Origin of the sequence: Bacteroides sp. f07, assembly GCF_042854785.1 — a bacterium.
GTDB lineage: Bacteria > Bacteroidota > Bacteroidia > Bacteroidales > Bacteroidaceae > Bacteroides.
The window spans coordinates 2,153,551-2,166,236 of record NZ_BAABXI010000001.1 but is presented as its reverse complement, the minus strand read 5'-3'; the positions used below and the strand labels follow the sequence as shown (position 1 = coordinate 2,166,236).

The 12,686-nt window shown below is 44.8% G+C and carries 7 protein-coding genes; all 7 read left to right on the top strand.

Translation table 11 applies throughout. The annotated features are described in order from the left end of the window. The first annotated feature begins 13 nt into the window (after positions 1–13). Positions 14–1,654: an O-antigen ligase family protein gene (locus ACGHVY_RS08715; RefSeq protein WP_390598442.1), complete on the top strand. Its 1,641-nt coding sequence runs from the start codon at positions 14–16 to the stop codon at positions 1,652–1,654. Between the two features lie 167 nt (positions 1,655–1,821). Further along, positions 1,822–2,133, top strand: a complete 312-nt coding sequence (locus ACGHVY_RS08710) for an NVEALA domain-containing protein (RefSeq protein ID WP_390598440.1) — start codon at positions 1,822–1,824, stop codon at positions 2,131–2,133. A 12-nt stretch (positions 2,134–2,145) separates the two neighbouring features. Further along, entirely contained in the window at positions 2,146–3,333 is a 1,188-nt protein-coding gene (locus ACGHVY_RS08705; protein WP_390598439.1) for a 6-bladed beta-propeller, read from the top strand. Between the two features lie 47 nt (positions 3,334–3,380). Then, a complete protein-coding gene (locus ACGHVY_RS08700) occupies positions 3,381–4,472 on the top strand; it encodes an efflux RND transporter periplasmic adaptor subunit (protein WP_390598437.1) in 1,092 nt (363 codons plus the stop codon). Positions 4,473–4,494: 22 nt separating this feature from the next. After that, positions 4,495–7,614: an efflux RND transporter permease subunit gene (locus ACGHVY_RS08695; RefSeq protein WP_390598435.1), complete on the top strand. Its 3,120-nt coding sequence runs from the start codon at positions 4,495–4,497 to the stop codon at positions 7,612–7,614. Positions 7,615–7,668: 54 nt separating this feature from the next. After that, positions 7,669–9,132, top strand: coding sequence for a TolC family protein (locus ACGHVY_RS08690; protein ID WP_390599663.1), 1,464 nt, complete (start codon positions 7,669–7,671; stop codon positions 9,130–9,132). A gap of 144 nt (positions 9,133–9,276) precedes the next feature. Further along, positions 9,277–12,525, top strand: a complete 3,249-nt coding sequence (locus ACGHVY_RS08685) for an efflux RND transporter permease subunit (RefSeq protein WP_390598433.1) — start codon at positions 9,277–9,279, stop codon at positions 12,523–12,525. Positions 12,526–12,686 lie beyond the last annotated feature (161 nt).

Genomic DNA, 12,686 nt, shown 5'->3' with positions numbered 1-12,686 from the left:
AAAGTTGGAATTGATGCGGATGACACAGAAGAATATGGCGGATGTAATAACTCTTACAGGAGTTGCGGCAATCTTGAGCGTAGTGGTTTTTGCTACTCCGAATGATATTCCTGTCGGTGAAATGGCATATCAAAAACTATGGTTGGGACGCATGACTTTTGTTTTTGTCGCTTGTTGTCTATTATCCTTTTGTCTGAATAGAAAAAACTATTTGTCTTTTCCAACCATCGTGACGTGGGTATTGATTGTCCTGGGTGGAATGGAAGCTATCTGGGGATTGAGGCAGATATACGGCTTGGCTGTTTCCAATCACTCTTTATATGCACTTACGGGCTCTTTCTATAATCCGGGACCTTATTCGGGGTATTTGGCGATGATATTCCCGCTTTGCTTGTATGAATGGCTAAACTTGAAAGAAAAAACAGAACGTACATGGGTAGAACAGGGAAAATATTATGTGGCATTAGGAGTTATGCTGTTGATTCTTTGTGTACTGCCTGCCGGAATGAGCCGTTCGGCTTGGATTGCTGCCGCAATATCGGGTATATGGGTGTATGGGATGCATGTTTCATGGGGAAGCAAACTAAAGGAATTTGGACGAAAATATAAGAAAAAACTAGTACTGGCTTGCATTGTAGGCAGCGTTATAATCATAGTGGCAGGTTATGCTCTTTTCCAGCTAAAAGCAACCTCTGCCAATGGACGCTTGTTCATGTGGAAAATCAGTAGTATGGCTATTGCCGAAAGTCCGCTTATAGGCCATGGCACAGGGAACTTTGTTTCAGCTTATGGCAGAGCGCAAGAAAACTATTTTGCAAATGGGGAATTTTCGGAGATGGAAGAGTTGGTGGCAGGAAGTCCGGAGTATGCTTTTAATGAATATCTGCAAGTAGCGATGGAATATGGGATTCCTTTTTTATTAGTAATCTCGTTGGTAATTGCGTTTTGTCTATGGAAAGGGAGTAGTGAAGGGAGAATAGGTCTTTGTGGCGGAGTAATTTCATTTTTGGTATTTGCCTTTTCTTCTTATCCGATGCAGATTCCCGGATTTGCAGTGACATTTTATTTACTGTTGGCGGCTTGTGTTATCGGGCGTTCTAAAGTAATATTATTCCTTTTTATTTCGATGATGGTTCTATTAGGAACGTATTATTGGAAAAACAATCAATATGCTGCATGTAAGGACTGGTATCGTAGTAAGATGCTCTATAATATAGGGGCTTATCAGTCTGCTAAAGAAGACTATGGGAAGCTATATCCGGAATTAGCGAATCGTGGGGCATTTCTCTTTGAATACGGATATTCTCTTCATAAATTGAAAGAATATGATAACTCGACAAGGATATTGGAGGAAGCAATGGCGCATAGCAATGATCCAATGATTCTGAATATTATCGGCAAGAATTATCAGGCATTAGGAGCGTATGAGAAAGCCGAAGAATATTTAATTCGCTCTACACATCGGCTTCCGGGGCGGATTTATCCATATTATTTACTGGTAAAACTATATACGAAACCGGAGTACCAACAACCTGAGAAACTGAAGTGGGCGGTTGAGGTGGTGCTGACAAAAGAGCCGAAGGTGCAATCGACAGCGATAAGGGAAATGAGAGAGGAAGTAAAATCATTAAAAGGAAAAGCAGAATATGAGTAATAAAAATTCTATGAATCATATATTACATACTCTGCCATAGCTATAAGAAAGGAGGTGATGAAGATAGAAATAGATAATTAGCAAGTATGACAAATAGATTTTGTGTTTTGTTGAAATGATAAATACAGAGATGAAAAAAGAAAATGTAAACATAATAAAATTCGATTATGAGAAAGAAAATGCTATTCGCTTTAACAGCACTTATTGTTTCAGCCTTTGTTTGTTATAATAGTGGACAGAAGAATCATGAAACTATATCTTCTCTATTGTTGGCAAACATAGAAGCCTTGGCCGGGGATGAATATTACAAAGATTTTGCGGAAAAATACTCAGATACATGGCAGGAAGGACCTTTTTACGATACATCAGGAAATACGGCTCGAGAATACTACTGGGTATATACGTATGTTGACTGCTTAGGTGAAGGTGTGGTAAAATGTGAGCGGGATTATTCGGCTGAACGACAGTATGTAAACTGATGGATGCATAATATGGAATCATCTGTAAATATATTAGGAACTCTACTAAATAATAGTAGAGTTTCATTATTAGGCATTGCATGTCTGCTAAGTTGCTGTCAATCGTCATCACGCATAGACAATTCTATGGCGGTAGTATCTGATTATATTGATGTAGTTCAGGATACATCTTTGTTTTCAAATCCCCACGTTTTCATGCTAGAACAGGCGGAACAATCTTTGATTGCATCTATAGATCATGTTATTGAACACGATAGTACGTATTACATTTTGGACAAAAGAACCAATCAAGTCTTATTCTATACGCATAATGGAAGGTTTATGCATGCCATTAAGTCGGTCGGTAATGGTCCGGGGGAGTATGTAAGGCTTATGGATATAGCTCTTGACCCTACTTCTTCACAATTAGTATTATTGTCTTATCCGTCTACTCTATTATATTATGATTTGGAAGGGGAATATATCAAAACAATTCATTTGGGCAATAAAACAAGCTTTCATTCTTTAGTCATAGATGAAAAATATATCTACTTATCAAAACCGACTTTCTATAATGATAAATTGGAAGAGACTTCCATCACTGTTGTAAGTAAGCAACATCCTGATGAGAAATATGATATTCTGGAACCTCTTCCGGAAATTGCTCCTTATTGTCACTTTCGGGGACGTACATTGATGAGAGGATTAACACCTCTTTTCACTCGTAAGTTCGATAACCATATCTATAGCCTGAAAGGGAAGGAGATACTCCCTGAAATTGATATAAATTGGGGAGGTTATGAGTTTCCGGAAAGCATGAAAGAGCATAAGTTTTCGTGTGTGGAATTATTAAAATACTGTTTGGGTAATAAATATATATATGAAATTTCAAATGTAGTTGAGTCCGAACGTTCAATACTTTTCTCAACTAATCTTCCCGGAATTTTTATTTTAGATAAGCTTACTCAGGATATAGTTCATTATGGTAAGATTATGAATGTGGATTATGGCATTTTGATGCCTAATTATATGTTTGTGGAAAGTGATAATAATCGGGTTTTCTTTGTTTATCCAGCTTATGAGCTTGTCAAAATGAAAGAAAACGTAAAAGATGCTCCGGAAAAGCGAAAGAAATATCCTGAAAAATTACTATCTTTACTAGAACAAATAACGGAAGAATCTAATCCGGTAATATTTAGCTATGATTTTGGAAAAAAATAGAAAATAGTGTGAGGAGGAAATAGATTTAATATAATTAGGAATAAAAGATGAAAACACATAACTATATATGGGTGTTATTGTGGCTAGCTGTAGGTTTTCTAATCTCTTGCTCTGATAAGAAAAACAATACGGAAAAGCAGGAGCTAGGAGTAACCACCGTTCTTCCTGATGCAAAAAATGAGGTAACCATCCAAGTTCTGAAAAGACAGAATTTTAATCACGAACTGGTAAGCAACGGAAAGGTGAATGCCCGGAGTAAAGCCGATTTGCGTTTTGAAACGAGTGAAGTCATTGCCCGTATTTATGTGAAGAATGGCGACCGTGTATATAAAGGACAGAAACTGGCTGAACTGGATAAATTCCGTCTGGAGCAGAAACTGTCCCAAGCGGAAGACGCTTTGTTGAAAGCTGAACTCGAATTGAAAGATGTGCTTATCGGGCAGGGATATACGCCGGATGATTTCAGTAAGGTTCCTGTGGAGACAATGAAACTTGCGAAAGTGAAGAGCGGTTATGAGCAGTCGAAGTCCCAGTACGAACTGACAAAAAGGGAGACGGAACACGCGACGCTTACCGCGCCTTTTGACGGGGTGGTGGCTAATCTTTTCTCAAAACCTTATAACCCGGCTAATACCTCGGAAGTATTCTGTACTATTCTTGATACGAAAGGGATGGAAGCAGAATTTACCGTATTGGAGAATGAACTTGCCTTTATTAAAAAAGGTGATAAGGTGACGGTTATTCCTTATGCCGGAGGAAGTTCTTTTGAAGGTAGCGTATCCGAAATCAATCCGTTGGTGGATACCAATGGAATGGTAAAGGTAAAGGCTGACGTAAACGGTGAAGGCAAGCTGTTCAGCGGTATGAATGTGCGGGTTAGTGTCAGGCGGAACTTGGGTGAACAGTTGGTGATTCCCAAGACGGCTGTGGTATTGCGTTCCGGCAAGCAGGTGGTGTTTACATTGGAAAAAGGCAAGGCCATGTGGAACTATGTGCATACGGGACTGGAGAATGCGACGGAATACATTGTTTCCGATAAATCCCGGAAAGGAGTTGAAGACGGTCTGTTGGAAGGAGACACGGTTATTGTGACCGGGAATCTGAATCTGGCGCATGAAGCAGAAGTAAATGTAAGATAATCCGTCCCAAAATCAAGTAAGCATGATAAAATTTTTAATCCAGCGTCCTATCGCCGTGTTGATGGCGTTCACCGCCTGTTTTATAATCGGCTTGGTTACCTATTCCACATTGCCGATATCGCTGCTTTCGAATATCGCCATTCCGGAGATTACCGTACAGGTTTCTGCCGCCAATACATCCGCCCGTGAACTGGAAAACACGATTGTGAAACCTTTACGCAGCCAACTGATTCAAGTTTCCACCTTGAAAGACATTCATAGCGAATCGAGGGACGGGGCAGGTATCATCCGCCTGTCTTTTGAGTTCGGCACTAATACGGACCTTGCTTTTATCGAGGTCAATGAGAAGATAGACGCCGCAATGAACTATCTTCCCAAAGAAACGGAACGTCCGAAAGTTATCAAGGCGAGCGCAACGGATATTCCCGTGTTTTACCTGAATCTGACCTTGAAGAATGACAGTGCTTATAGCACTACCACGGGACAGCAATCCTTTCTTGACTTGTGTGAATTTGCCGAATCGGTTATCAAGCGCAGGATAGAGCAGCTTGAAGAAGTGGCTATGGTGGACGTGACCGGACTGGTGGAACGCCAGGTGCAGATTGTGCCCGATGAGGACAAGCTTGCCATGATGGGACTTGCCATCGAGGATATTGAATCCGCCCTGTCGTCCAACAATGTAGAACCGGGCAGTATGACGGTACGTGACGGGTACTACGAATATAATATCAAATTCTCGACATTGCTGCGTACGGCGGAAGATGTGGAGAATATCTATCTGCGCAAGGGTGACCGCATTGTGCAGTTAAAGGATTTTTGCAAGGTAAATATCGTGCCTGTGAAGGAAAAGGGCGTGTCCTTATCGAATGGAAAGCGTGCGGTGACACTGGCTGTCATCAAGCAGGCGGATGAGAATATGGACAAGATGAAGAACTCGCTGGTAGGAACGATGGAGTATTTCCAGCGGGTCTATCCGGATATTGATTTCAGTATCAGCCGTAACCAGACGGAGTTGCTGGACTTCACGATTTCCAATCTCAGGCAGAACCTTTCTTTAGGATTCCTCTTTATCTGCCTGGTAGCAGTCCTGTTTCTGGGTGACGTGAAATCCCCGTTGGTTATCGGGCTCAGCATGGTGGTTTCCATCGTAATCAGTTTCGTGTTCTTCTACCTTTGTAATATGTCACTGAATATCATTTCCCTTGCCGGATTGATTCTGGCTTTGGGAATGATGATTGACAGCTCGATTATCGTGACCGAGAATATTTCGCAATACCGCGAACGGGGATATTCCCTGCGACGTGCCTGTATCACAGGGACAAGTGAAGTAGTGACGCCCATGCTAAGCTCTTCGCTGACCACCATCGCCGTATTCGCTCCCCTGATTTTTATGAGCGGCATTGCCGGAGCCATCTTCTACGACCAGGCTTTCTCCGTCACGGTAGGGCTGATGGTGTCTTATTTTACAGGTATCATGCTGCTTCCCGTCCTTTATCTGCTGGTCTACCGTACAGGTATCCATACCCGGAAATGGAAGTGGCTCTCCTTTAAATTCAATAACCCGATAAAAGACCATACACTGGACCGTTTCTATGATGCCGGAGTGGACTGGGTATTCCGTCATAAAACGTTCAGCGTATTGTTTTGCGTCATTTCCATTCCGCTCTGTGTATTCTTCTTTTTCTTTATAGACAAGGAGCGGATGCCCGATATAGAAGAAAACGAACTGATTGTCCGCATAGAATGGAATGAGAATATCCACGTGGATGAAAACAGGAAGCGCGTGGACGAACTTTTTAAGGAACTGGACGGCCGCTCCCTGGAGCAGACGGCTTCTGTCGGCAGGCAGGATTTTATCCTGAACCGGGAAAGGGAGCTTTCCTCTTCCGAAGCGGAACTTTATTTCCGGACGGAGACTTCCGGCGGGATTGCCCCTTTGGAACAGGAGATATACCGACGGCTGAAAGAACGTTATCCGCTCTCCGTCATTTCTTTCTCTCCGCCGGAGACGGTATTCGAGAAACTTTTTGTAACGGGCGAGCCGGATATCGTAGCCGAATTTTATGCCCGCAACAGGGCACAGGCTCCTGTTGCGGAAACGATTCGCAAACTGGAATATGAACTGGCAGTAGAAACCGGAATCAATCCTACGGGCATCGCTTTTGAGAACCAGTTGAACCTGAGCATCAGCAAGGAAAAACTGCTGCTTTACCGTGTATCCTATAATGAACTTTACCGTGTCCTGAAAACGGCTTTCCGCGAAAACAGCGTGACTATGCTGCATTCCTACCAGCAGTATCTTCCGATTAATATTGCGGGGAATGAGAAAACCGTGAACAGGGTATTGCAGGAGACATTGATACAGACACAGCCGGATAACCATGGCAATATAGAATATATCCCGCTCCGGGAACTGGTAAAGGTGACTCCTGCCGAAGACCTGAAAAGTATTACCGCCGGGCGTAACGGGGAATTTGTGCCTTTCGATTTTTATGGAGTGCGGGATGCGGACAGGCTGATAAAAGACGTGAAGCAGGTAGCCGGAAATACAGGGGAGTGGGATGCCGGCTTTTCCGGCAGCTTCTTCTCGAACCGGGAAATGCTGGACGAACTGGTAGTGATACTCCTGATTTCCCTGTTGCTGATGTATTTCATCCTTTCGGCACAGTTCGAGAGCTTTCTGCAACCCTTGCTTGTCCTGGCGGAAATCCCGATAGACGTGGCATTCGCGCTTCTGCTGCTTTGGATTTGCGGGCATACGCTGAACCTGATGTCAGCCATCGGGCTTATCGTCACCTGCGGTATCGTCATCAATGACTCTATCCTGAAACTGGACGCAATCAATGAACTGCGTAAAGCAGGTGTCCCTTTGCTGGAAGCCATCCATGAAGCCGGACGCAGGCGCCTGCGTCCCATTATCATGACCTCGCTGACTACGATTTTCGCCATGGTTCCGCTCTTGTTCTCTTCGGATATGGGTTCGGAACTGCAAAAGCCGTTGTCCATTGCCATGATAGGGACGATGTCGATAGGCACGGCGGTGAGCCTGTTCATCATACCGTTGCTTTATTGGTTCATTTATCGGAAAAAAGAAGGCGGCAGGAAAGCGGCCGGAAACAAACAGATGACAACAACAGATTGAACGAAAACAAGTTGAGTTATGAAGAAACTATCTACTCTTTTTATAGTGGCGGCAATGTCGGGCGTATGTCTCTCCCCGCTGTACGCACAGAAACACCTGGTACTGGACTTGAATCAGACGATTGCCCTGGCCAACGACAGTTCGCTGGAATCATTCCGCACACAGAATATGTATCTCTCCGGTTATTGGGAATACCGGACATACAAGGCGAACCGCCTGCCCAGCCTGACGCTGGACCTTACTCCGGCACAATATAACCGGGATATTACGAAACGTTATGATTCGGGCTCCAACCTGGACGTGTACCGCACGCAGCAATCATACTATGCCTACGGCGGACTGAGCGTGAGACAAAACCTCGACCTGACCGGGGGTACATTCTATCTGGAATCAAATCTTGCCTATATGCGCAACTTCGGGGATAATAGCGCGACACAACTCACCAGTGTCCCGATAAGGCTTGGATATTCGCAGAGCCTGGTAGGCTACAACCCTTTCAAGTGGGAGCGCCGAATCGAACCGTTGAAATACGAGCGTGTGAAGAAGGAGTTCCTTTATAATGTGGAGAAAGTCTCGGAAACGGCCACGAACTATTTCTTTTCCCTCGCCATGGCACAGGCTGAGTATAAACTGGCAAAGGACAATCTGGCTTCCACGGATACGCTTTACCGTATCGGGCAGCAACGCCACCGGATAGCCGCTATCTCACAAGCCGACCTGCTGACGTTGAAACTGGACCGTGTAAACGCACAGAATACATTACAGAACAAGGCAAGCGACCTGAAACGGGCGATGTTCTCTTTAGCGTCCTTCCTCAACCTGGATAAGAATACGCAAATCGAACTGAAACTTCCTTCCCGTCCGGGCATGATTGAGATTCCGGTGGATGAGGCTTTGAGTTGGGGGAGAAGCAACAATCCACAATTACTGGAATTGAAGCAGAATGTATTGGAAGCGCAGCGGAATGTGGACAAGACTAAGAAAGAATCCCGTTTCAATGCCAGCGTGAATGCGAGCATCGGTTTTAACCAGGTGGCGGATAATTTCGGGGACGTGTATCATAAGCCGATGCAGCAGGACCTGGTGGCGGTCAGTGTCTCCATCCCGTTACTGGACTGGGGTGTCCGCAAGGGCAAGTATAATATGGCCCGGAATAATCTGAACGTGGTGAGGATTTCGGCACGTCAGGATGAGATTAGCATTGAAGAGGAAGTGATTATGACAGTGAGCGATTTCAATATCCAGCAGCAGTTGATAGCAAGCGCGGAAGAGGCGCTGGATTTGTCCGTACTTGCGTATAATGAGACGAAACAGCGTTTTATCATCGGTAAGGCGGATATAAACAGCCTGACACTTTCACTCAACAGGCAGCAGCAGGCACAGCGGAATTATATTTCAGCCTTGCAGAATTATTGGCTGAATTATTATAAGATACGCCGGCTTACCCTGTTCGATTTCGCAGCGAAGCTTTCACTTTCGGACAGGTTCGATTTCAATGGAGGGAAGTTGGTTAAATGATAAATAAAAGAGTTCACCACAGATTACACAGATAAAAAATATTCATTAAGAAGAATATTCATGGCTGAGTATTACAGATAGAATAGATGGAAATAATCTGTGAGAATCTGTGTAATCTGTGTAATCTGTGGCGCAAAAAAGATAATGCAAGATATGAATCCTGAAATAAATAAGTCCCCGAAGGCTTCCGCCTTTACGCTGATTGTGGCTTTTGTCTGTGTAGCGTTGGTCGGGCTGGCACTTGTCCCTCTGTTACCTGTCAAACTGAACCCGTCACGGACGCTGCCCGGCTTCACGGTGCGTTTCAGTATGCCCGGCACCTCGGCGCGTGTGGTGGAAATGACGGCTACCAGTAAACTGGAAGCGATGCTTGCCCGCGTAAAGGGGATTCGGGGAATTTACTCCACTTCGGGAAACGGGTGGGGAAGTATCAGCGTGAACCTGGACAAGCATGTGGATGCGGCGGTCGCCCGTTTCGAGGCTTCCACCATTATCCGCCAGACGTGGCCGGAGTTGCCGGACGGGGTGAGCTATCCGTATATCCAGATGCAAAGTCCGGGACAAAGCAGCCAGTCTCCTTTCATGGCGTTTACAATTAATGCGCCTGCTACGCCTGTGTTGATTCAGCAGTATGCGGAAGAACATATAAAAACACGCCTGGCACAACTTCCGGGGATTTATAAGATTAACCTCAGCGGTGCTACCCCGATGGAGTGGCGGTTGGAGTATGATTCCGAACAGTTGCGCACGCTCGGGATAAGTACGGATGATATCCGTGAGGCAGTCCGGTTGCATTATCAGAAAGAGTTCATGGGTACTTACGATGTAGAGCAGGGTGCTTTGGACAAGCAGTGGATACGTCTGGCACTGGTTCCCGAATATGAGAGCCGTGAGTTTGACGCAACACGGATACAGGTAAAGATGAAAGACGGGAGAATTATCGGCCTGAATGAACTGGTGAAGGTTTCCCGTGTGGAAGAGCAGCCGCAGAGCTACTACCGGATTAACGGGCTGAACTCGATTTATCTGTCGATCGTGGCGGAAGAAACGGCCAACCAGTTGGCATTGAGCAAGGAAGTGAAAGCGTATATGGATGGTATCCGGTCGCTACTTCCGGCAGGGTATGAGATTCACACCAGTTATGACGCGACGGAGTTTATTCAGGAAGAACTAGACAAGATTTATCTGCGTACGGGAGTGACGGTGGCCATTCTGCTTCTGTTTGTGTTGCTGATTACTTTCAGTCCCAAATATCTGTTTTTGATTGTAGTCAGCCTGTCCGTCAATATGGCGATAGCCGTTATTTTTTATTATGCGTTCGGATTGGAAATGCAATTGTACTCTTTGGCAGGCATCACCGTCTCTTTGAATCTTGTGATTGACAATACGATAGTGATGAGCGACCACTATCTGAGGCGCGGGAACCGGAAAGCGTTCATGTCCGTGCTGGCAGCTACGCTGACGACGATAGGGGCACTGGCTATCATCTTCTTTCTGGATGAGAAGATACGTCTCAATTTGCAGGATTTTGCTGCTGTGGTAATTATTAACCTGGGAGTATCATTGCTGGTCGCCCTGTTTTTCGTCCCTTCCCTGATTGATAAAATCGGACTGAAACGTCGGAAGAAAACATCTCTCTCAAAACCGGGAAGGCGGATGGGGAGCGTGCGTTCCTTTATGTGGATACGTTCAAAGATGCGGCGTGTTCCGGTTTATTTCAGCCGTTTTTACGGGTGGCTGATACGGATTCTCTGTCGTTGGAGAGTAGCGGTCTGCATACTGTTATTGCTGGCTTTCGGATTACCGGTGTTCCTGTTGCCGGAAAAGATGAAAGGGGATGACAAGTGGGCGGAAGCTTATAATAAGACGCTGGGCACTTCCACTTATAAAGAAAAGGTGAAACCGGTGGTGGACAAGGCGTTGGGGGGGACTTTAAGGCTGTTTGTGCAAAAGGTATATGAGGGGAGTTACTTTACCCGCAATGAAGAGGTGGTGCTCCATGCCAATGCCAATCTGCCGAATGGAAGTACACTGGAACAGATGAATACACTGGTTAAGAAGATGGAAACCTATCTGAGCGGATTTAAGGAAATCAAGCAGTTTCAGACTTCTGTGGAAAGCGCCCGCAGGGCATCCATTCATATTTATTTCACGAAAGAACATCAGAAAAGCGGTTTTCCTTATACGCTGAAAGCCAATATGATTGGCAAGGCACTCCAACTGGGCGGTGGTGACTGGAGCATATACGGATTGCAAGACCAGGGATTCAGTAATAATGTACGTGAAAATGCGGGCTCTTTCTGGGTGAAGATGTATGGGTACAATTATGATGAGTTGTATGCACAGGCGGAAAAGTTGAAAGAAAAGCTGTTGTCCCACCGCCGTATCAGGGAAGTGACCATCGGTTCCGATTTCTCCTGGTGGAAGGATGATTATATGGAATTCTATTTCAATCTGGATAAACGGCGGATGGCAGAGGAAGGGATTGGAGCCGGGAGACTGTTTTCCGCTATCCGTCCGGTATATGGGCGGAATATGGAAATCGGTTTGGTGGTGACGGAAGAGGGTACGGAAAAGATAAAACTTTCTTCGCGGCAGTCGGAAGAGAGGGATGTATGGGCGATGCAGTATTATCCTTTCGAGGCGGGCGGTAAGGAATATAAGCTCTCGGAACTGGCAACGGTAGAGAAAGGACAGATGCCGCAGGAAGTGGCGAAGGAGAACCAGCAGTACCGATTATGCCTGCAATATGAGTATATCGGCTCTTCGGAACAGGGAAACAAACTGTTGAAGAAAGACCTGGAAGAGTTTAACGGGCTTCTTCCGATGGGATATACCGCCAAATCGGAAGAAAACAACTGGTCATGGGGCGGAAAGGACAACAAGCAATATCGCCTGCTCCTGATAGTGATTGCCATCATCTTCTTTATCACGAGTATCCTGTTCAATTCTCTAAAACAGCCGTTGGCAATAATCTTTGTGATTCCGGTATCCTATATCGGCGTGTTCCTTACATTCTACTGGTTCAAACTGAACTTCGACCAGGGCGGTTTTGCTTCTTTTGTCCTGCTCTGTGGCATTACGGTGAATGCGAGTATCTATATCCTGAATGAATATAACTCTATCCGTAAGCGTTTCCCGCGTCTTTCACCGCTCCGGGCTTACGTGAAAGCCTGGAACACGAAAGTGATTCCTATTTTCCTGACGGTGGCTTCCACTATCCTGGGCTTTATCCCTTTCATGGTGGGAGCGGAGAAAGAAGGTTTCTGGTTTCCATTGGCGGCAGGCACTATCGGTGGACTGATAATGTCCATAATCGGGGTGTTTGTTTTTCTGCCGGTGCTGACGTTGAAAAAAAGACATAAGAAAATGAAAAAACTATTCGTTCAATAATCAAGATGATGGATATATGCCAATTAAAAAATAACAAGATAATCTCTTATTCTTAAAATATTGATTCATTTTGAGCTTTTTCTTATTTTTATTGACTTAATTTGTATCAAATTCTATTTGAATATTGGTTTATGAAACACATTCTTATATGCCTTATCTTT

Excerpts from the sequence above, each read along its gene's own strand:
- ACGHVY_RS08705 (WP_390598439.1), top strand. The coding sequence starts at position 2,146 with ATGGAATCATCTGTAAATATATTAGGAACTCTACTAAATAATAGTAGA.
- ACGHVY_RS08715 (WP_390598442.1), top strand. The coding sequence starts at position 14 with ATGCGGATGACACAGAAGAATATGGCGGATGTAATAACTCTTACAGGA.
- ACGHVY_RS08700 (WP_390598437.1), top strand. The coding sequence starts at position 3,381 with ATGAAAACACATAACTATATATGGGTGTTATTGTGGCTAGCTGTAGGT.
- ACGHVY_RS08710 (WP_390598440.1), top strand. The coding sequence starts at position 1,822 with ATGAGAAAGAAAATGCTATTCGCTTTAACAGCACTTATTGTTTCAGCC.
- ACGHVY_RS08685 (WP_390598433.1), top strand. The coding sequence starts at position 9,277 with ATGCAAGATATGAATCCTGAAATAAATAAGTCCCCGAAGGCTTCCGCC.
- ACGHVY_RS08695 (WP_390598435.1), top strand. The coding sequence starts at position 4,495 with ATGATAAAATTTTTAATCCAGCGTCCTATCGCCGTGTTGATGGCGTTC.
- ACGHVY_RS08690 (WP_390599663.1), top strand. The coding sequence starts at position 7,669 with ATGTCGGGCGTATGTCTCTCCCCGCTGTACGCACAGAAACACCTGGTA.